The sequence below is a fragment of the Variovorax brevis genome (genome assembly GCF_030317105.1).
GTDB lineage: Bacteria > Pseudomonadota > Gammaproteobacteria > Burkholderiales > Burkholderiaceae_C > Variovorax > Variovorax brevis.
In genome coordinates this window covers 330,532-349,654 of sequence record NZ_JASZYG010000005.1, presented here as the reverse complement: position 1 = coordinate 349,654, position 19,123 = coordinate 330,532, and the positions used below count along the sequence as shown (strand labels likewise).

The 19,123-nt window shown below is 66.5% G+C and carries 19 protein-coding genes; 10 read left to right on the top strand and 9 right to left on the bottom strand.

The window, feature by feature from the left end:
• Nucleotides 1-64: 64 nt before the first annotated feature.
• From QTI66_RS18045 to QTI66_RS18005, 9 genes are all read right to left on the bottom strand, one after another.
• Nucleotides 65-955 (bottom strand): polysaccharide deacetylase family protein, encoded by an 891-nt coding sequence (locus QTI66_RS18045; RefSeq protein WP_286561208.1) that lies wholly within the window; start codon nucleotides 953-955, stop codon nucleotides 65-67.
• Nucleotides 956-960: 5 nt separating this feature from the next.
• Nucleotides 961-2,004, bottom strand: coding sequence for a bifunctional UDP-4-keto-pentose/UDP-xylose synthase (locus tag QTI66_RS18040; RefSeq protein ID WP_286561207.1), 1,044 nt, complete (start codon nucleotides 2,002-2,004; stop codon nucleotides 961-963).
• Nucleotides 2,005-2,026: 22 nt separating this feature from the next.
• Nucleotides 2,027-2,998: a formyltransferase gene (locus tag QTI66_RS18035; protein ID WP_286561206.1), complete on the bottom strand. Its 972-nt coding sequence runs from the start codon at nucleotides 2,996-2,998 to the stop codon at nucleotides 2,027-2,029.
• On the bottom strand, nucleotides 2,995-3,972 hold the full coding sequence (locus tag QTI66_RS18030; RefSeq protein ID WP_286561507.1) for a glycosyltransferase: 978 nt from the start codon (nucleotides 3,970-3,972) through the stop codon (nucleotides 2,995-2,997). Before QTI66_RS18030 ends, QTI66_RS18035 begins: the two co-directional genes overlap by 4 nt.
• Before the next feature lie 2 nt (nucleotides 3,973-3,974).
• The gene (locus tag QTI66_RS18025; protein ID WP_286561205.1) at nucleotides 3,975-5,108 is read right to left on the bottom strand and encodes a DegT/DnrJ/EryC1/StrS family aminotransferase; all 1,134 of its coding nucleotides are present in this window, start codon (nucleotides 5,106-5,108) and stop codon (nucleotides 3,975-3,977) included.
• Nucleotides 5,105-5,494, bottom strand: a complete 390-nt coding sequence (locus QTI66_RS18020; RefSeq protein ID WP_286561204.1) for an SMR family transporter — start codon at nucleotides 5,492-5,494, stop codon at nucleotides 5,105-5,107. Before QTI66_RS18020 ends, QTI66_RS18025 begins: the two co-directional genes overlap by 4 nt.
• Nucleotides 5,491-7,203, bottom strand: coding sequence for a glycosyltransferase family 39 protein (locus QTI66_RS18015; protein WP_286561203.1), 1,713 nt, complete (start codon nucleotides 7,201-7,203; stop codon nucleotides 5,491-5,493). The genes QTI66_RS18020 and QTI66_RS18015 overlap by 4 nt, the downstream gene beginning before the upstream one ends.
• 265 nt (nucleotides 7,204-7,468) lie before the next feature.
• On the bottom strand, nucleotides 7,469-7,624 hold the full coding sequence (locus QTI66_RS18010; RefSeq protein WP_286561202.1) for a DUF3563 family protein: 156 nt from the start codon (nucleotides 7,622-7,624) through the stop codon (nucleotides 7,469-7,471).
• A gap of 144 nt (nucleotides 7,625-7,768) precedes the next feature.
• Complete coding sequence (locus QTI66_RS18005) at nucleotides 7,769-8,857, bottom strand: TAXI family TRAP transporter solute-binding subunit (protein ID WP_286561201.1); 1,089 nt, start codon at nucleotides 8,855-8,857, stop codon at nucleotides 7,769-7,771.
• 271 nt (nucleotides 8,858-9,128) lie between these two features.
• Between QTI66_RS18005 and QTI66_RS18000 the strand changes: the two genes are divergently transcribed.
• The 10 genes from QTI66_RS18000 (at nucleotide 9,129) to QTI66_RS17955 (ending at nucleotide 19,075) form a co-directional block, all read left to right on the top strand.
• Nucleotides 9,129-9,323 (top strand): hypothetical protein, encoded by a 195-nt coding sequence (locus tag QTI66_RS18000; RefSeq protein WP_286561200.1) that lies wholly within the window; start codon nucleotides 9,129-9,131, stop codon nucleotides 9,321-9,323.
• Nucleotides 9,324-9,629: 306 nt separating this feature from the next.
• Nucleotides 9,630-9,848 carry a hypothetical protein gene (locus QTI66_RS17995; protein ID WP_286561199.1) on the top strand — a complete coding sequence of 73 codons (219 nt, stop codon included), beginning with the start codon at nucleotides 9,630-9,632 and terminating at the stop codon, nucleotides 9,846-9,848.
• 79 nt (nucleotides 9,849-9,927) lie between these two features.
• A complete protein-coding gene (locus tag QTI66_RS17990; RefSeq protein WP_286561197.1) occupies nucleotides 9,928-10,668 on the top strand; it encodes a hypothetical protein in 741 nt (246 codons plus the stop codon).
• 76 nt (nucleotides 10,669-10,744) lie between these two features.
• Nucleotides 10,745-11,926 (top strand): amylo-alpha-1,6-glucosidase, encoded by a 1,182-nt coding sequence (locus QTI66_RS17985; protein ID WP_286561506.1) that lies wholly within the window; start codon nucleotides 10,745-10,747, stop codon nucleotides 11,924-11,926.
• Between the two features lie 249 nt (nucleotides 11,927-12,175).
• Entirely contained in the window at nucleotides 12,176-13,879 is a 1,704-nt protein-coding gene (locus tag QTI66_RS17980; RefSeq protein ID WP_286561195.1) for a hypothetical protein, read from the top strand.
• Between the two features lie 83 nt (nucleotides 13,880-13,962).
• Nucleotides 13,963-15,348, top strand: coding sequence for an alpha/beta hydrolase (locus QTI66_RS17975; protein WP_286561194.1), 1,386 nt, complete (start codon nucleotides 13,963-13,965; stop codon nucleotides 15,346-15,348).
• Nucleotides 15,345-15,794 carry a hypothetical protein gene (locus tag QTI66_RS17970; protein ID WP_286561193.1) on the top strand — a complete coding sequence of 150 codons (450 nt, stop codon included), beginning with the start codon at nucleotides 15,345-15,347 and terminating at the stop codon, nucleotides 15,792-15,794. The genes QTI66_RS17975 and QTI66_RS17970 overlap by 4 nt, the downstream gene beginning before the upstream one ends.
• A gap of 3 nt (nucleotides 15,795-15,797) precedes the next feature.
• On the top strand, nucleotides 15,798-16,880 hold the full coding sequence (locus QTI66_RS17965; protein ID WP_286561192.1) for an alpha/beta fold hydrolase: 1,083 nt from the start codon (nucleotides 15,798-15,800) through the stop codon (nucleotides 16,878-16,880).
• A complete protein-coding gene (locus tag QTI66_RS17960; RefSeq protein WP_286561191.1) occupies nucleotides 16,877-17,491 on the top strand; it encodes a GNAT family N-acetyltransferase in 615 nt (204 codons plus the stop codon). Before QTI66_RS17965 ends, QTI66_RS17960 begins: the two co-directional genes overlap by 4 nt.
• Nucleotides 17,492-17,524: 33 nt before the next feature.
• Nucleotides 17,525-19,075: a long-chain-fatty-acid--CoA ligase gene (locus QTI66_RS17955; protein WP_286561190.1), complete on the top strand. Its 1,551-nt coding sequence runs from the start codon at nucleotides 17,525-17,527 to the stop codon at nucleotides 19,073-19,075.
• The last annotated feature ends 48 nt before the right edge of the window (nucleotides 19,076-19,123 follow it).

The following is a 19,123-nucleotide window of genomic DNA, read 5'->3' as shown; positions in this document are numbered from 1 at the left end:
CTGGTGGCGCAGCGCCCGGGCTTGGCCGGGCCTGCCTTTGTGCCACCCGCGCAAAGGATGACGCCTACACCGCCAGCAGCCCCGATCGACCTTCCACGCTGCCTTGCGCGATGCGCCTGCGCGGAAAGCTCGCACCGCGGTGCGCCTTGTGCAGGTCGCCCAAGGACACCAGCGTGTGGCCCTGCGCGCGCCAGCCTGCAAGAAGCCGCTGCATCACGGGCAGCAGCCTCATGCCTTCCAGCTCCGCATGCAGCGTGTAGACCTGATTGCGCATCGTGTCCTGCGTGAGCGCCAGCAGGCCTTCATGCACGTTGCCGGGCGTGATGTCGCCCACGCCGATGCGCTCGTCGAGCGTCGGCAGCGTGGTCGGGTATTGCGGCGGGCCGATGACGCTGCCGTCCGCCGACACCGGCACGAAGGGCGCGCCGCCGCGCGTGTCGGACGCGTATTCGATGCCCAGCAGCGCTTCGGCCCGCGCCGCACCGTCGTTGAACTGCCAACCCGCGGCGCCATGCACCGTGGGCGGGTCGCCGAACACTTCCTGGTGTCGCTCGGTCGCGCGGCGCATCTCGCGCAAGGCCCATGCGTCGTCCTTGCCTGCCAGGCCGTCTTGCCAGCGCACATGGTCCCAGCAATGCACGCCCACCTCGAAGCCGGCGTCGCGCACGCTGCGCAGCGTTTGGCGCTCGCGCCGGCCGATGTCCGGACCGGGCAGCAAGGTGCCGTACAGGAGCGTGCGTACGCCGTAGTGCTCCACCACCGACGTGCGCGACACCTTGTCGAGAAAGCCCGGCCGCAGTGCGCGAAAAATGGCACGCCCCGTGTGGTCGGGCCCGAAGCTGAACAGGAAGGTCGCGCCGGCCCCGGCATCGGCCAGCGCCTTCACCAGCGCCGGCACACCTTCGCGCGTGCCTCGCCAGGTGTCGACATCGACCTTCAGTGCAATGCGCGCCATGCGTCTCAGGCCCTCAGGTCGATGGCCGCCGCCGCCTCGTCGTGGTAGTAGTCGAACAGCGCCTGCAAGGCTTGCGCCATGCCAACCCCGGGCTTCCACCCGAGGTCTGCCATGGTGGCGCGGATGTCAGGCACGCGATGCACCACATCCTGGTAGCCCTGGCCGTAGTAGTCCGACGACGCAATGTCGACGAGCCGGACGGCCTGCGCCGCCTCGCGGTAGCCGGGTTGCTGCTTGGCCATGTCGAGCATCATTTGCGCCACCTCGCGGATCGAATGATTGTTGGCGGGGTTGCCGATGTTGTAGATCTTTGAATCCGCCACGCCGCCTTCGTTCGCGATGATTTTCACGAGCGCCGAAACGCCATCGTCCACGTGGGTGAAGGTGCGGCGCTGGTTCCCGCCGTCCACCAGCTGAATGGGCTCGCCGCGCACGATGTGCCCAAGAAACTGCGTGATGACGCGGCTCGATCCTTCCTTGGGCGCGTGCAGGCTGTCCAGGCCCGGTCCGATCCAGTTGAACGGGCGAAACAGCGTGTAGCGCAGCCCCTCCTGCTGTCCGTAGGCGTGAATCACGCGGTCCATCAACTGCTTGGCGCAGGCGTAGATCCAGCGCGGCTTGTTGATGGGTCCGTAGACCAGATTGGAGGCCTCGGGGTCGAAAGACTCGTCGCCGCACATGCCGTAGACCTCGCTGGTCGAGGGGAACACCACCCGCTTGCGGTAGCGCAGGCACTGGCGCACGATGGGCAGGTTGGCCTCGAAGTCCAGTTCGAACACGCGCAGCGGCTCGCGCACATAGGTGGCCGGCGTGGCGATGGCCACCAGCGGCAGCACCACGTCGCACTTCTTCACGTGGTATTCGATCCACTCCTTGTTGATCGTGATGTCGCCCTCGAAGAAGCGAAAGCGCGGGTTGTCCATCCACGGTGCAACGCGGTCCGACTGCATGTCCATGCCATGCACTTCCCAGTCGGTGTTTTCGATGATGTGGCGCGTGAGGTGGTGGCCGATGAAGCCGTTGACACCCAGGATGAGGACTTTGAGCATGGCGTTCTGTCGTTGAAGTGCGTCAGCCGTCGACCTCGATGCAGCGGGCGCCGAATCGGGTTTCGAATTCGTGTGCGTCGAGGGCATGCCCGGCATCGCCGCAGCGCGCGCCGGTCACCCGCGCGCCGAGTACCCGCACGCCGCTGCCATCCGCGGCCATGAGCCACATGCCTTGCGCATCGACGAGCATGCGCAAGCCCTGCCCCGGGGCTTCGGGCGGCATGGCCTCGCGGCGCGTCCTCTCGATCAGGACGCGTTGACCCGCGATGTGCACGAACGCGCAGGGATACGGCGGCGCCAATGCACGAACCAGGTCGTGAATCTGCCCTGCATTCGCATCGCCGGGAATGCGTCCGTCCTCCGGCTTGCGCCCGCCGAAGTAGCGGCCTTGGGACAGGTCTTGCGCGCGCTCCACCGCCGTGCCGTCGATGAGCCGCGGCAGGCTGCGCACCATGACGATTTCCGCCGCCACCGTGACCTTGCCGAACACATCGTGCGCGGTGTCGTCCGCCAGGATGGGCACGGCGCACTGGTCCACGATGGAGCCGTTGTCCGGCTTCTCGTTCATGCGGTGCAGCGTGGCGCCGGTCTCGCGTTCGCCGTGGATCACGGCCCAGTTCACGGGCGCCCGGCCGCGGTACTTCGGCAACAGCGAGCCATGCATGTTGAACGCGCCGCGCGAGGGCAAGTCGATCCATTCACGCCCGAGCATCTTGCGGTAGTAGAACGAGAACAGGAAGTCAGGCTCGAGCGCGCGGGCGGCGTCGAGCAGCGCCTGGTCGTGCGGGTCGTCCGGCATCACGCACCGCAGACCATGCGCCTGCGCAACCTGCGCCACGCTGGCGAACCAGATGGTCTCATCCGGTGCGTCGGCGTGCGTGACCACCAGCGCCACGTCGATGCCGGCGTCGAGCACCGCGCGCAGGCAGCGTACACCCACGTCGTGGTACGCAAAGACGATCGCTCGCGGCGCACGGCGTGCTGCATTGCTCATCGCTTGCGCTCCAGGATCGCGTTGATGACGTAGCGCGGACGCGCCCTCACCTCCTGGTAGATGCGACCGACGTACTCGCCGAGCAGGCCAATGCCGAACAGCGCGAGGCCGATGAGCAGGAATTGCAAGGCAAACAGCGTGAACACGCCGCCCTGCTCCGGCCCCAGCACCAAACGGCGCAGCAGCAGGATCACGAACAGCAGCCCCGAGAGCAAGGACACCACGATGCCCAGCATCGAGAACGCCTGCAGCGGCACCAGCGAGAAGCCCGTCACCAGGTCGAAGTTGAGCCGGATCAGGCTGTAGAGCGAATACTTGGACACGCCCGCGTGCCTTGCCTCATGCTCCACCACGACTTCGGTCGGGTTCTTCGAGAACTGGTAGGCCAGCGCCGGGATGAAGGTGTTCATCTCGTTGCACTGGTTGATGAGGTGCACCACGTTGCGGCTGTAGGCGCGCATCATGGAGCCGTGGTCCGTCATCTCGATGCCGGTCATGCGATGGCGCAGCCGGTTCATCAGGCGCGAGGCCACGCGTCGCCACGCCACGTCCTGCCGGTTTCGCCGGATGGTGCCCACGCAGTCGTGCCCCTTGTCCATGGCTTCGAGCAGGATGTGGATGTCTTCCGGCGGGTTCTGCAGGTCGGCGTCGAGCGTGAGGATGCGCTCCCCTTGGCAATGCTCGAAGCCCGCCAGGATGGCGCGGTGCTGGCCGAAGTTGCCGTTCAGGAGGATCACGCGCGTGACATCGGGGCGCAGCTCGAACTGGGCCGCCATGAGCGCGGCGGAGCGGTCGCGGCTGCCGTCGTCGATGAAGACGATCTCGTAGGCGATGTTCAGCGCATCGAGCGCCGGGTAGAGCCGCGCGAACAATGCCGCAAGCCCCTCTTCTTCGTTGTAGACGGGGATCACCACACTCAGCGACACCGGGGCTGGCACGTCCAGCGGGTCCACGAATTCAATCGCTTCGTGCATCGTCATGCCTGAGATTCCTTCAGTTGGGCCAGCGCCACCCCCAAGGCGGCGCACACGCGGTCCACATCGGCGTCGGCCATGGCGGGGAACAGCGGCAGCGTCACGGTGCGGCGCCCGATGTCCTCGGCCACGGGAAAATCGCCGGCCGCATGGCCGAGCTTCTGGAAGAGCGAGAACAGGTGCATGGCGGGGTAGTGCACGCCGATACCCACGCCCAGGGAGCGCATGGCGGCGATGAATTCACCCCGGCGCGACGCAAGCTTGCGCCCGAGCAATGGCTGGAACATATGCCAGTTGCCGTGGCCCGCGTTGTCAGCGGGCGGCAACTCCATGTCGAGGGCGTGGTCCCACAGGGCGAAGTAGCGCTGCACCAACACGCGCCGGCGTGCGCTGAAGTCGTCGACCTGCCGCAGCTGGCCCAGGCCGATGGCCGCCGCAATGTCGGTGAGGTTGGCCTTGCCGCCCCACGCCTGCACTTCCATGCCGCCATCGGGCAGCCGGATGACGCCTTGCAGGCGAAGCCGCTCGAAGCGCAGCGCCTCCTGCTCGTCGTTCAACACCAGGCATCCGCCCTCGGCCGTCGTGAAGTTCTTGTTGGCGTGAAAGCTGAAGGACACCAGGTCGCCAAAGCTGCCGATCTCGCGGCCGTTCCAATGCGCGCCGAAGGATTGGGCCGCGTCCTCGATCACGCGCAGCTTGTGCTGCCCGGCCAATGCATACAGGCGGTCGCGGTCCACCGGCAGGCCCGCAAGATCGACTGGAATGATGGCGCGCGTGCGCGGCGTGATGGCGGCTTCGACGCGGTCGAGGTCGATGTTGCGCGTCGCGTATTCGGCATCCACGAACACCGGCGTGGCGCCCACGGCGAGCACCACGTTGGCCGTGGCGACCCAGCTCAAGGGCGTGGTAATGACCTCGTCGCCCGGGCCGATGCCGCAAAGGCGCAAGGCGAGTTCGAGCGAGGCCGTGCCCGAGTTGACCAGCCGCACCGGCCGGCCGCCAAGGCGTTGCGACAGCGCGGCCTCCAGTGCCTGGCACCGGGGGCCGGTGGTGATCCAGCCCGAGCGCAGCACGTCGGCCACTTCGGCAATCGTTTGCTCGTCGATGGAAGGACGGGTAAAAGGAAGAAAGCTCATGCGTTGTTCCCGCTGCGCGCCACCAGCACCACGCCGATGATGATCACGCCAATGCCGATCCAGCGCTGCGCGTTGACGGCCTCGCCGAACAGCCACCACGCCAGGAGCGCATTGACCACGTAGCCGATGGACAGCATGGGGTAGGCGATGCTCACGTCGACGCGCGACAGCGCCACGATCCACACCACCACGCTGAACACGTAGCACACCAGGCCGCCAATGATTCCGGGATGCTGCGCGAGCCCCAGCGAGGTCCGCCACAGCGCCGAAGCCCCGGCATCCATCGAGATGTGGCCCACGCTGGACGCACCGGCCTTCAGCATCAGTTGCGCCGCGGCATTGAGCAGCACGCCGGCCAGGATCCAGATGAAATCGAGCGCTTTCATCGCTTCATCACCACGACACGCCGGGCGTCCTGGAACAGCACGCGCATGGGAAGGCCGCGCCCGTCAAGCTCGGTGAACAGGGGCCTGCCCATGTAGGCCGCCGCTTGCGGCAGGGCACGCCAACGCGTGACGAATTCTTCGAGGCTCATCCAGCGATCGGCTTCCTGTGATTGCCCGAACTTGAACTCATCTTCGTAGTCCACCAGGGCGACGTTGCGGCCCAGGTAGAAAGGCAGGGTCTGGTCATAGTCCCGAACGGAGAACACGGGCGTGTCGGCAGCGAGCAGCGGCCTGAGCACTTTCGCGAAAGGGGCCGCGCTCTTGAGTTGGCCGAAGCTGTCGTGCGACGCCATCACCAGCGTGCACGCAAGAAACTGCGTCATCGCCACGCTGAGGATCGCCGCCGTCGTCCTGCGCCTTCCGAGCAGCCACCATGCAAGGGCGGCCCCCGCCAGGAAGAGCGCCGCGCCGCTGCGCAAGGCGGATTCGAGCGGCCCCAGCACCGCGACCGGCGTGTTGCCCGACGCAAACCGGTGTGCCTGCGTCGAGAGGACCAGCGCCACGAACCACAGCAGCGTGGGCACCAGCAGGTGCCAGCGCAGCGTGGACGGCGCCACGTCGCGCAAGCGCAGCGCCAGCAGCAAGGCCAGCGGCGGGAACATGGGAAGAATGTACGAAGGCAGCTTGGAGCCCGACATGCTGAAAAAGACCAGCACAAAGCCCGCCCACACGATCAGCGCCTGGCGCGCCGTGATGCTGCCCGCAGCGACGGGGGCCTCGGGGCCGCTCCTGTGGAACAGCCAGGGCAGTGCACTCGTCCACGGCAGCATGCCGGCCAGCAACATCGGCCCGAAGTACCACCACGCGCCTTCGCGGCGGTGCTCCGTGGAGAGAAAGCGCGTGAAGTGCTCGTGGATGAAGAAGAAGTCCGCAAAGCCCGGGTTGCGCAGCGACACCGCCACGAACCACGGCGCCGCGAGCACGAGGAAGATCAGTCCGCCCGACCACCAGTGCATGCCCCGCCACAACCCGACATCGCGCCGCCAGAGGCTCACCAGCACCAGCGCGGCGCCCGGAATCACGAGGCCGACCAAGCCCTTGGACAGCACCGCGCCGGCCATGGCTGCCCACGCGAGCCAGATCCAGTTGCGCCGAACGCTTCCGCTGGCCGTGCCCGACAGCAGCAAGCCGCACAGTGCGAGCGTCAGGAAAAAGGCCAGCCCCGCGTCAAGGGTGAGAAAGTGGCTGTTGCCGATGATCCAGGTCATCGACGCGCAAATCGCCAGCGCCCGAATGCCCGCTTCGCGCCCCCACAGTCGATACGCCGTGTAGCCGACCACCAGCACCGTGAGATAGCCCGCCAGCCCAGGCCACAGGCGCGCCGCGAATTCCGTGACGCCGAACAGCTTGAAGCTCAGGGCACCGAGCCAGTACTGAAGGGCCGGCTTCTCGAAATAGAGGACGCCATTGAGCCGCGGCGTGATCCAGTCGCCGCTTTGCAGCATGCCCAGGGACAGCGACGAATAGCGCCCCTCGTCCGGCGTGATGAGCGAGCGCGCGCCAAGGCTCGCAAACCACACCAGGGAGAACAGCACAAAGATCCCCGCGAGCCAGACGGACTGCGCGATGGATCTTGCCGCTGGGCCCGGGGCCTCAGCTGTCAACGTGCTGGACCGGGGCGCCGAGGCGCTGGAGACTTGTTCTGACATGGCGTCCATCGAACGCCGCCATTGCTTCGCCCGGAAAAATTCAAGATGGGGCGATGTTTGCAAATGAGCCTTAACAATCAATGAAAAATGCCTGACCTGAAGAACAACGAAAACGGCCCGCAGCTTGCGCTGTGGGCCGGATTATGGTCTGACATTTGACGTTGTGCGAAGGTGTTGTGCAGTCGTTTGACGATGCGCAACTGACGGTCTGTCGACCGGAAAATGCGACGACGCGCGCAGGGCAAAGGCGCCGTCCCCGAGGGGATCAGGCGAAGCGACGGTTGCCGCCGCGTTCGATCTCACGCATGCGGCGCTCGAGTTCGAAAGTGTCTGCGGCTTCAGCAAGGTACGCCTCGTCGCGCGCTTGCAGGATCTGGTCCATCGAGAGAAGGTCTTTGACGAGCTTGAACAGTTTGGTCATGGTAAGTACTCCTTTAGGTTGCCTCGATTGTAACAGGCAACCTAGGGAATACCCTAATCAAATCCGGGATTAGTCGACATTTGTAGTCAGAATGTGACCCAAGCGCCGACTCTCCGTCCCGCCCAACGCTGCCCAACGGCCACTTCAGCGCCTGCAGATGGCGAGCACCAACTCCTGCTCCGTGCACGGTCGCGGCGGCGCCTTTCCCCTGGCCGGTGAGGACGCGGTCGTGGCCGCGGCCGTGTGGGTGGCGATGCAGGCGCGCAGGCGTTTTTCCATCGGCCCGTAGTAGCGCCAGCCCTGGCCCAAGGCCGGCAACTCCAGCTTCACCTGCTTCCACTTGGGATGGCCGTTGGCCTGCAGCTTGTCGAAGTTGGTGCACAAGGAGTCGGCAAAGCGGTTGAGGTAGCCGACCGTGGTCTGCAGGCCGTAGTCATAGGTCACCAGGTAGGCCTTGACGGTCCACGTGGGAATGTCGTTCGTGAGCCAAGCCGAGTAGCTGGAGGCGCGGATCGTCGCGGGAAAGTAGGTCTTCCTGGCCCGCACGGTCTCGGGTGCTTTTTCGTCGAGCTTCAGGATCTTGATGAACTTGCGCGCATCCGGCTGCATGTCCGTGAACAGCTTGGCGGGCTGCCCGGCCACGATGATGGCCACGTCGATGGTCTTGTCGACGGTGAGCTTGACGAGCGCATCTTCGTTGGTGAGGTATTGGGCGTTTTCCGGCGCGATGGGCTCACCGAACATCAGTTGATAGAGCGTGCGGGACGTGAGCGCGGTGCCGCTGCCCAGTGCGCCGACGCCCAGCTTCTTGCCCTTGATCTCGTGGATGGATTCCATCGGCGAGTCGGCTCGGGCCACGAAGTAGATCTCCTCGTCGTAGAGCGGCATGATCAGGCGCAGCGGCCGGATGATGTTGCCCGCCTCCGCGTTGCCGCCCTTGGCCTCGTCCAGAAAGGCCTGGAAGACGTCGGACTGCACCAGCGCGAACTTGACGCCCGGCTCGAAGCGCATGCGGTTGACGTTTTCCGCCGAGCCCTTGGAGTCCAGCACTTCGAGGTCGATGCCAGCAGGGTCCGCCACCCACTTGGCCAGATCACGGCCGATCTGGATGTAGGTGCCGCTGGGAGATGCGGTGACGATCTTGTACTCCGCCCGGGGCGTCTGCGCGATGGCTGGTAGCACGGCTGCGGCCATGAGTAAAAGCAACCCGGACAGTGTGGATCTGATTCGCATGCTGGCTCTCCTCTAGTTGGTTTGTGGATCGTGATGGATGCTGTGCCTCACTTGGGACACAACGCAAGTGCGGCAAGCGCTGGACTGCACTCTTTTTGCTGCGGCTGCGATGTGTCCTTCGGTGGTGCTGGGGTGGCCGCTGCCGGTGCTGCCGGTGCTGCCGGCGCTGCAGGGGAAGCGGGTGCTGGCGCGGATGCCGGCGGCTTGGCGGGTTCGATGAGGCCGAGTGCCTTGGCAGCTGCGGTCGCGGCCGCGTCGTCCAAGGGGCGATTTGGGGCGGCTTGTTGCGGTTGTGCTGGTGCGGGTGCCGGCGTGGGTGCGGGTTTCGGCGCGGGCGCTGGTGGGGGTGTCTGAGTTGGTGCTGGTGCTGGTGCTGGTGCTGGTGCTGGTGCTGGTGCTGGTGCTGGTGCTGGTGCTGGTGCTGGTGTCGGTGCTGGCGCCGGCGTTGGTATCGGTTTGGGTGTAGGTGCCGGCACCGGCGTGGGCGCCGGCGTCGGTGCTGGTGCCGGTGTTGGTGTCGATGCCTGAGTTGGTGCTGGTGCCAGCGCTGGCTTAGGCACTGCTGCTGGTGCAGGCGTCGGCGTCGGCGTCGGCGTCGGCGTCGGCGTCGGCGTCGGCGTCGGCGTCGGCGTCGGCGTTGGCGTTGGCGTTGGCGTTGGCGTTGGCGTTGGCGTTGGCGTTGGCGTTGGCGTTGGCGTTGGCGTTGGTGCTGGCGTCGGGGTCGATGCCTGGGTTGGTGCTGGTGCCGGCGCTGGCTTAGGCACTGCTGCTGGTGCAGGCGTTGGTGCTGGCGTCGGGGTCGGTGCTGGCGTCGGCGCTGGGGCTGGTGTCGGTACCGGCTTGGGTGCAGGTGCAGGCGCCGGAGCAGGTGCTGGCGTCGGTGCAGGTGCAGGCGCCGGAGCAGGTGCTGGCGTCGGCGTCGGCGTCGGCGCAGGCGTCGGCGCTGGCGCTTGCACAGGTGCCTGCGCAGCACGCGCGGGTGCGGGCGTAGGCACAGGCTTGGGTGCAGGTGTCATCGCACGTTCCGGCGGCGTCGCCGCGGCCGTCACCGTGGGCGGCGACCCCTTGCCTTGCGCCTGGGACTGGGCCTGCAATTGCGCCTGCAATTGCACCTGGCGATCGAAGGCCGCCCTGAGTTCCTGAACACCCGGAACCTCGTCGTAATGCGTATCCAGCACACCCAGCGCGCGCTGCGCCGTGTCCAGGTCACCGCGACTCAAGGCGCCCTGCATCTGCTCGACGGTCGCCCTGAACTCCCGCAGCTTGGTGGCTTCGATCTGCTTTTCGAGGTAGAGGTCATGCACCAGCGCAAGCACCAGCACGATCATCATCACTACCACAAGGCCGATCACCAGGCGATAGGCCGTTCGTGGGTTGCGTGCCCATCGGTCAGGCCCACCATTGCCGCTGGACGCGGGCAGCGTCTTGAGCTGCAACCCCTCGGGGTGCACAGGGCCGAAGTCGGATTCGGGCCCGAACTCACTGGGTGCCACGTGCGTGGTAACGAGGGGCCGATGCGGAGGCGGGCGTTCCTCTTCCTGCGGCAGCACCACGTTTTCGAACATCAGGACGGTCGGCGCATCGGCGTCGTCCGCCACAGGGCGCTGGGGCCTCATGGGCACGGTGACGGCATCATCCGGGGCATCGGCAGCCAACTGGTCCTTTCCACAAAATCGGCAATACCGCTCCCCTTCCTGCAACAGCCTTGCGCAATATTTGCAAGGCACCAGGAACTGCGTGTCCATGAATTCGGCCGGATCCACCATAGTCAGGAACATGCTTCCGTGCCCGAAGAGAGGACACCGCTTTGATTTTGGACCGGATTTCGTGCCGGACCAATATGACTTCTGCTGAGTTGCCCGCGAGAAACCCTTGAGCCAAGACCATATGACCCCCGATGCCCCTTCGCTTGCCATGATCGAGTCCTGCTCGAAAGCCTCGCTCGACCTCTTGCAGGCGAACCTGACCCCGCACGGCATCCTGGCGGCCAGCCCCACTGAAGCGGCCGTGGCGCGCCGCTACACGCGCATCTTCGGGCGCGACGCCGCCATCTGCGTCATGGCCATGTGCGGCAGCGGGGTTCCCGCCCTCGAACTGGGTGCGGTGGCCAGCCTCGACGCGCTTGCCGCGCAGCAAGCAGCCAACGGCCAGATCCCGAAGTACGTCGATCCCGAGGGACGCGATGCCGACTTCTGGTACCTGGGCTGCATCGACGCGACCTTGTGGTGGCTGATCGCGGTCGACCACGTGCGCCGCCACGGCAGCGTGGGTGCTTCACACTGGAGCCGCGAGGTGGCGCGCGCCATCGACTGGCTGCTGGCACAGGAGCACCAGCACTTCCGGCTGCTGCAGCAAAACGAGGCCAGCGACTGGGCCGACATCATGCCGCGCTCGGGCTACGTGCTGTACACCAACGCCCTCTGGCACGAGGTCAAGCGCCGCTTTGCGATGGCGCACGCCGAGGCCACGCACGAGCACTTCAACCACCTGTTCAATCCCTTCCAGCGTGACCTGCCCGAATACCACCGGGCGCGCTTGCTTCAGCACTATGCGCGCCGCGGCCGGCGCGATCCGGGCCTGTACCTGAGCTTCGTCAACCTCTCGGTCGTTGGCGACGAAGGCGATGTGTTCGGCAACGTGCTGGCCATCCAGTGCGCCCTGGCCGACGGGGACATGGCTCGCCGCATCGTCGACACCGTCATCGCGGCGCATGCGGGCGAACCCTGGCCCGTGCGCGTGGTGCTGCATCCCCTGTCGCGCCAGCACGCGCTGTGGCGGCCCTACATGGCGCGGCATCAGCAGAACATCATGCACCAGTACCACAACGGCGGCATCTGGCCTTTCGTCGGTGGCTTCTGGGTGATGGCGCTTGCGCGGCTGGGCATGCACGGGATGGCCTGGTCCGAACTCACGAAGCTCGCCCGCGTGAACGCGCTCGATGACTGGCGCTTCACGGAGTGGTTCCACGGCCGAAGCCTGGTGCCCATGGGCATGGCGGGCCAGAGCTGGAATGCGGCCACCTTCCTGCTCGCGCTGCGTGCCCTGAAGGGCGACGACAAGGCGTGGTGACGCCGCCCTCCGCGCGGACGCGCTGAAGCCGTCTCCACGGCACAGAACCCAGCGCCACACGGCGCCAACAACCTGTAACAACAAAAGGCCGGGCAAGCCGCATCGCCGCCTCCACCCACTCGGGGTGGGGCCGTTCTTGCGCCCGCGCACGACCATACCGGTACGCAATCTTCGCCCGGCTGGAGACATCGGCATCGAGACGTGGTTGCGCCCCTCATCGCAACCCATCCAACGAAAAAAGGATCTCTCGTGAAGCCCTCGTTCCGCCTTGCATCGGCCATTGCCGTCGCAGCCCTCGCCACCGTGTCGGCCTACGCCGCCAAGCCCCTCGCCCAGCAGCACAACCCCTTCCTGGCGCAGTCGTACAACAACCAGACGCACTGGGACGATGCCGCTTCCGACAGCACCGACATCGCCGTGCCGCGCGGCTTCTTCGAGGTCACGCCCGAATCGGTGCAACTGATGCCCAACGAGTCGGTCGGCCTGCCTTCGATGACCGACACCGTCGCCGGCCAGGAGCTGCAGTTCTGGTGGTCGGGCTATGGCCTGCGCAAGATGAAGAGCGAAGGCGGCAAGCTGGTCGAGATCGCACGCAGCGACATCCCGGTCAAGCTGCCCAACTACGCGCCCGTCAGCGTCGAAGAGCGCCGCGCACAGGCCGCAGCGGTGCAGAAGTTCATCGAGGCCAAGGACGAGAAGGGCCTGCTCGACTACCTGAAGTCGCAGCCCAACCGCGCGTCGTCGGCATCGGCCGACCAGATCGCCAACGGCGCCGTGTACGCGGTGCTGACGCGTGACGATGCCTTCATCGGCTGCAACGGCCGCCAGGTGTTCCGCATCGACCAGCAAGACCCGAAGAACCCCGCATCCGGCATGAAGCCGGCGCGCTTCACCACCCTGCCCGCCTCGTTGTTCGACAACGAACGCGCCCGCTCCAAGACTCACTTGCCCGGCGACATGTCCTTCGGCATGGGCATGAGCTTCAACGGCTTCCTGGTCGTCAACACGCTGGGCGGCAAGGTCATCACGCTGAACCGCGAGACGCTCGAGGTCATCGATGTCTACACCACCGCCGGCGCCGACGAACAGTTCATGAACAGCTTCGCCACCGGCCCCGAGGCCAATGGCGGCGCGGTGTACGTGGCCTCCAACACCACCATGTACCGCTTGGTGGTCGATGCCAATGGCAAGATCCACGACGACGAGGCCAGCGGCGCATGGGCCGCGAAGTACGACCGCGGCATCCAGATGCCCCCGCCGAAGATCGGCGACGGCACCGGCTCCACGCCGACGCTGATGGGTTTCGGCCCCAACGACGACAAGCTGGTCGTCATCACCGACGGTGCGAAAAAAATGCGCCTCGTGTCGTTCTGGCGCGACGGCATTCCTGCCGGCTGGAAGCAAAAGCCCGGCACGCAGTCGCCCCGCGTCGCCGACCAGATCGAAGTCGACATGGGCGCGGGCCAGGACATCGTGCAGTCGGAGCAGTCGGTCGCCATCTACGGCGACAAGGCTTTCGTGGTCAACAACATCCTGACCAGGGAAGAGCCGCAGCTCAGCCGCGACAGCTACTACGTCAACCTGGTCAACGGCGCCACGCGCCCCGGCCCGCTCGGCGCGGCCGGCTTCAAGTGGGACAACAGCAAGCACGCCTGGACCCAGCAATGGTCGCGCACCGATGTGTCGTCCATCTCTGTGGTGCCCATGATCAGCGGTGGCAGCAACATGGCCATCGTCGACGGCTACTTTGCCGGCCGCTGGGGTGACCGCCACCACATCGGCATGGACCTGGACACCGGCAAGACGGTGATGGCCATCCGCGGCGGCACCAACCCCATCTTCAACGGCATGTACGCGCCGGTGAAGGTCGACAGCCAGGGCAACCTGCTCTACGGCATGGCCTTCGGCATGGTGCGCATGGACACGTCGAAGATGAAGCGCATCGAGCCCTGATCTTCAGAGTCTGTAAAGCCGGATTTGCCCCTCCCCCCGCCTCGGGGGGAGAGGCGCGGCGCAAGCCTGCGCATCCTGCCCGCATGAAGACCCCCACCCCCCGCAAGCCTTCCATGAACAACGAATCGAACCGCCTCGCCACGCGCGGCATGCCGCTGACCTTGCGCTCGAGCAAGCCGGACCGCGAAGTCCGCGCCTTCCTGCGCTGGGTCAACCTGGCGCCGGGGCAACTCACCGATCGCCCGGTGGCCACGCAGCGCAAGCTGTGGCGCCTCATGGCATTGGCGATGGGCCGGCGTCCGCACGTGGCCGAGGTGACGCAGCGCACCATCGCCGGCCCTGGCGGCCCGATCGAACTGCGGATCTTTTCCGCAGGGCCTTCGAAGGCGCTGCGCCCCGCCTTCCTGTGGTGCCATGGCGGCGGCTTCATCGTGGGCGGGCTCGACTCCGCCGATTCGATCTGCCGCAGCATTGCGCTGGCCACTGATTGCGTGGTCATTGCGGTGCGCTACCGGCTCGCGCCCGAACATCCGCTGACCGCCTGCCGCGAAGACTTCCTCGAAGCCCTCGAATGGGTTGCGCAGTTCGGCGCCACGCTGGGCATCGACACGAGCCGCCTGGCCATCGGCGGCGATTCGGCAGGTGGCAACATTTGCGCCGCCGTGGCGCAGCACGTCACACGCCACAACGGCCCCAGGCTGGCCCTTCAGGTGCTCGTTTACCCGGCCACCGACCTGGTGGAGGAATTCCCCTCGCTGACAGAGAACGCGAACGGCTACCTCATCACCGAGCGCTTGCTGCGCGGCGTCATGGCGCACGTCGGCGAACTGGCCAATCCGCAAGACCCGTGGCTCTCCCCGCGCCGCCAGCCCGACCTGAAGGGCCTGCCGCCCGCACTCGTGGTGAGTGCCGGCTTCGACCCGATCCGCGACGACGGCCTGGACTACACCACACGCCTGCGGGCCGCCGATGTGCCGGTGCAACTGTTGCACTACCCGGGCCAGATCCACGGCTTTCTCAATTTCGATTCGGTGATCAACGGCGGACGCGACGCGCTGCATCGCATCGCCAAGGCACTGGGCCACGCCTTCCGCGGCGAGCCCGCGAAGGACTGCACGGTCGAGATTGCCGATGGCCCGGTCAGCGCACTGGCCGCGCCATTCAAGCCGGTGACCGAGCTGGTCGTGACCTCGTTGACCGGCTGGGCCACTGCCGAGCGCGTCTGGCTGACGCTGCTGGGCCGCCTCTCGGCCAGGACGGACGACGCCGCGCGCCGTCTGCTCGACTCGCGCTTCGTGCCGGGTGCCTTGCTGCGCCAGAGCGTCGTCGCGCATGGCCACGAGCTCGAAGCGCGCCAGACCTGGCCGCACGCCACCAGCCTGCAATGCGCCCAAGTGCGCAAGCCCCATGAATCCTCGCCGCAACGCGACGCACGCGATCGGCGGCCATCAAAGGAAAGATCCACATGAGCCCCAAGCAACTCCTCGACCCACTGGCGATGTGGCGCGAGGCCATCGACCGCCTCGAAGGCGGCATCAACGGTTTTGCCACGCGCAACATGGAGTCCGAGCGGTTCTCGCAGGCGCTCGCGATCGTCCTGCGCGCAGGGCTCGGCACGCACCACCTGTTCGACAAGAACATGGCCCGCCTGTACGAACGGCTGGGCCTGCCGAGCCGCAGCGAAGTGGAAGCGCTGGCCTCGAGCCTGCGCCGCATCGAGGACAAGCTCGACATGCTGCTGCCGCCGCCCGCGCCGGCGCATCGGCCCGCGCGTACCAAGCGGGCGCCGGAAGCGCCGGTGGCGATTCAACCTGCCGCACCCGCCGAGGCGAAGGCGGCTTCCGCCAGCGCCAGCGCGAAAGCTCCTCCTGCAAAAGTGGCCAGGCGCGCCGTCGCAGCGAAGCGCAAGGGGTGAGGCATGAACGCAGCCGTCAAGACTGAAGACAAGTCCCTCACGCAGCGCCTGCGCACCGAGGTCGACCGCGCCATCCAGCGCAGCTTCAAGGGCCTCGAATACCTGGGCTCCCCCGCCCCCGCCGTCGGCACCACGCCGCGCAGCCTGATGTACCGCAAGGGCACGCTGGGCCTGTACCACTACCACCCGCAAAGCACCGAGGTCTATCGGGTGCCGCTGCTGCTGGTGATGGCGACCACCAACAAGAGCTACATCTTCGACCTCGCACCGGGCCAGAGCCTGATCGAGTTCCTGCTCAAGCGCGGCTACGACGTCTACGTGATGGACTGGGACGCGCCCACGCCCGACGAGAAGCGCCTGAAGTTCGAGGACTACACGCTAGACTTCATTCCGGAGTGCATCCGCCGCGTGCAGGAGCGCTCCGGCGAAGAGGACGTGACGCTGGTCGGCTACTGCATGGGTGGCGTGCTCGCGACCATCTACGCGGCGCTGCATCCCGAAGGCCCGATCAAGAACCTGGTGTGCTTCACCACGCCGATCGACTGGTCGAAGATGACCCTGTTCCAGTCGCTGGCCGACAAGCGCCACTTCGACATCGACCGCCTTGTCGACACGCTGGGCAACGTGCCCTCGCAGGTGGTGATGGGCGCCTTCGAGGCGCATCGCCCCACCAGCCGCGTCGCCGCGCAGGTGCGCCTGTGGGACAACATGTGGAACGACCAGTACGTCAAGGGCTACCGCATGATGGACCGCTTCGGCGCCGAGACGCTGCCGCTGCCCGGCGAGTACCTGCGCCAGACCGTCAAGCAACTGGTCTGGAAGAACAGCCTCAACGACAACACGTTGCGCGTGGGCGGGCGCACCGTGGACATCCACAACATCCGCGTGCCGCTGCTGCACGTGACCGCGAAGTACGACCACCTCGTGCCACCCGAATGCGCCGCGCCTCTGGTGGCGCAGGCGAGCTCGCAGGACAAGGAAGAAATCCAGTTGCCAGGCGGACACGTCAGCCTGGTGGCCGGTCCCAATGCGGTCAAGCGCATGTGGCCCGCACTCGATCAATGGCTTGGAAAGAGATCCGAATGAACGACACCACCACTCCCCGTGACAACCCCCGCGCCTTTCCGCGCAAGCACCTGCTCGGCAACGCGAACGTCGACATCGAGCTGCTCAAGCCACAGGACGGCGCGGCAATCGCGGCCTTCATCCAGAAGCTGCCGACACACGACCTGCTGTTCGTGCGGCGCGACCTGAGCCATCCGAAGGTGGTGACCGCCTGGCTCGATTCGATTTCGGCCGGCAACATCACCAGCCTGGCCGCGCGTTCCAACGGCGAACTCATCGGCTGCACCGCCATCGTGACCGACCCGCACTCCTGGTCGCGCCACGTGGCCGAACTGCGCGTGATGACCTCGCCCGAATGGCGCGGCCGCGGCCTGGGCCGCCTGCTGATCCAGGAGTGCTTCGCGCTCGCGCTGGGCCTGGGCCTGGAGAAGCTGTACGTGCAGATGACGGTCGACCAGCGCTCGGCCATCGCCGTGTTCGAAGAGCTGGGCTTTCGCGCTGAAGCGGTTTTGCGCGACCACGTGAAAGACCGCGACGGCACCACCTACGACCTGGCCATCCTCAGCCACAACATCGCCGAAGTACAGGCCCGCTTCGAGGTCTACGGCGTGGCGGACGCGCTGGGTAACTGACGACTATTTTTTTGACAACGACGGAGACAAATCATGCAACTCACCCAATCCCTGCGCCGCTCGGCGCAAATCACCCCGCGCCGCACTTCCACCGTGTATGGCGAGCGCCGCCGTACCTGGTCCGAAACCGCCAACCGCGTTGCGCGCCTGGCCGGTGGCATCGCCGCCATGGGCCTGCAACCCGGCGAGCGCGTGATGATCCTGGCCTCCAACAGCGACCGCTACATCGAGAGCGTCTTTGCCGTGCTGTGGGCCGGCTGCGTGGTCGTTCCGGCCAACACGCGCTGGGCGCCGGCCGAGCACGCCTACGCCCTGCAAGACAGCGTGCCGACGCTCTTCATGGTCGACCAGGACTTCGTCGAGATGGCGCGCAAGCTGCCCGGCGTCGACGCGCGCCGCACCATCTACATGGGCGATGACGCACAGGCCGACCTCGTGTCCTACGAATCGCTGATCGCCGACAACGCGCCGCTCGCCGACCGCGCGAGCGAAGGCGACGCCATGGCCGCCATCATGTACACCGGCGGCACTACGGGCTTCCCGAAGGGCGTCATGCTGTCGCACAACAACCTGGCGCTGGCGCCCATGAGCTTCGCGCTCGAATGCCCGTACGAGCAGGACACGGTCTTCCTGCACGTGGCGCCGATGTTCCACCTGGCCGCGCTGAGCTCGATGTTCAGCTACACCTCGGCCGGTGCCACGCAGGTGATTGCCCCGCGCTTCGACCCGGCGCTCATCTGCAACATGATCGCCGGGGAAAAGGTGAACATGACGCTGATGGTGCCGACGATGATCGACTTCATCGACCGCTACCTGCAGGCCGTGCCCACCGACGTGAGCTCGCTGCGCAAGATGATCTACGGCGCGGCGCCGATCTCCGAGGCGCTGCTGCGCCGCGTGATGAAGAGCCTTCCGAACGTCCAGCTGTACCAGGGCTATGGTCAGACGGAAATGTCTGGCGGCGTGGTGGTGCTGCGCCCCGAATTCCATGTCGTCGAAGGCGCCAACGCGCGCCTGCTGCGCTCGGCCGGCCGCGCCAGCATCGGCGTGGACATCCGCATCGTTGACGACGAGATGAACGAAGTGCCGCGCGGCACCGTCGGCGAAATCGCGGCACGCGGATCGACCGTGATGCTGGGCTACTGGAACAAGCCCGAGCAAACGCGCGCCGCCATCGTTGATGGCTGGCTGCGCAGCGGCGACGCCGCCTGCATGGACGACGACGGCTTCGTCTTCATCGTCGACCGCATGAAGGACATGATCGTCTCGGGCGGCGAGAACGTGTACTCGGCCGAAGTCGAGAACGCGCTGTCGCGCCACCCCGCGGTGCTCGAATGCGCGGTCATCGGCATTCCGCACGAAAAGTGGGGCGAGGCGGTGCATGCCGAGGTGCGCCTTCGTGACGGCCAGGAGATCGACGAGGAAGCGCTTTCGGCCCATTGCGCGGAACTGATCGCGGGCTACAAGCGCCCACGCTCCTTCAATTTCCGCAAGGACCCGCTGCCGCTGTCGGCGGCCGGAAAGATCCTCAAGAACGAGTTGCGCAAGCCCTATTGGGAAGGCCAGGCGAGAAGCATCGCCTGACGTGCAATGACACGTGGCACGGGCCCTGCGGCCGGAGCGCAACGCTTC

Bases quoted from the DNA above. Each gene is read 5' to 3' on its own strand.
- QTI66_RS18045 (WP_286561208.1), bottom strand. From the start codon at position 955: ATGGCGCGCATTGCACTGAAGGTCGATGTCGACACCTGGCGAGGCACG.
- QTI66_RS18040 (WP_286561207.1), bottom strand. From the start codon at position 2,004: ATGCTCAAAGTCCTCATCCTGGGTGTCAACGGCTTCATCGGCCACCAC.
- QTI66_RS18035 (WP_286561206.1), bottom strand. From the start codon at position 2,998: ATGAGCAATGCAGCACGCCGTGCGCCGCGAGCGATCGTCTTTGCGTAC.
- QTI66_RS18030 (WP_286561507.1), bottom strand. From the start codon at position 3,972: ATGCACGAAGCGATTGAATTCGTGGACCCGCTGGACGTGCCAGCCCCG.
- QTI66_RS18025 (WP_286561205.1), bottom strand. From the start codon at position 5,108: ATGAGCTTTCTTCCTTTTACCCGTCCTTCCATCGACGAGCAAACGATT.
- QTI66_RS18020 (WP_286561204.1), bottom strand. From the start codon at position 5,494: ATGAAAGCGCTCGATTTCATCTGGATCCTGGCCGGCGTGCTGCTCAAT.
- QTI66_RS18015 (WP_286561203.1), bottom strand. From the start codon at position 7,203: ATGTCAGAACAAGTCTCCAGCGCCTCGGCGCCCCGGTCCAGCACGTTG.
- QTI66_RS18010 (WP_286561202.1), bottom strand. From the start codon at position 7,624: ATGACCAAACTGTTCAAGCTCGTCAAAGACCTTCTCTCGATGGACCAG.
- QTI66_RS18005 (WP_286561201.1), bottom strand. From the start codon at position 8,857: ATGCGAATCAGATCCACACTGTCCGGGTTGCTTTTACTCATGGCCGCA.
- QTI66_RS17985 (WP_286561506.1), top strand. From the start codon at position 10,745: ATGACCCCCGATGCCCCTTCGCTTGCCATGATCGAGTCCTGCTCGAAA.
- QTI66_RS17975 (WP_286561194.1), top strand. From the start codon at position 13,963: ATGAAGACCCCCACCCCCCGCAAGCCTTCCATGAACAACGAATCGAAC.
- QTI66_RS17970 (WP_286561193.1), top strand. From the start codon at position 15,345: ATGAGCCCCAAGCAACTCCTCGACCCACTGGCGATGTGGCGCGAGGCC.
- QTI66_RS17965 (WP_286561192.1), top strand. From the start codon at position 15,798: ATGAACGCAGCCGTCAAGACTGAAGACAAGTCCCTCACGCAGCGCCTG.
- QTI66_RS17960 (WP_286561191.1), top strand. From the start codon at position 16,877: ATGAACGACACCACCACTCCCCGTGACAACCCCCGCGCCTTTCCGCGC.
- QTI66_RS17955 (WP_286561190.1), top strand. From the start codon at position 17,525: ATGCAACTCACCCAATCCCTGCGCCGCTCGGCGCAAATCACCCCGCGC.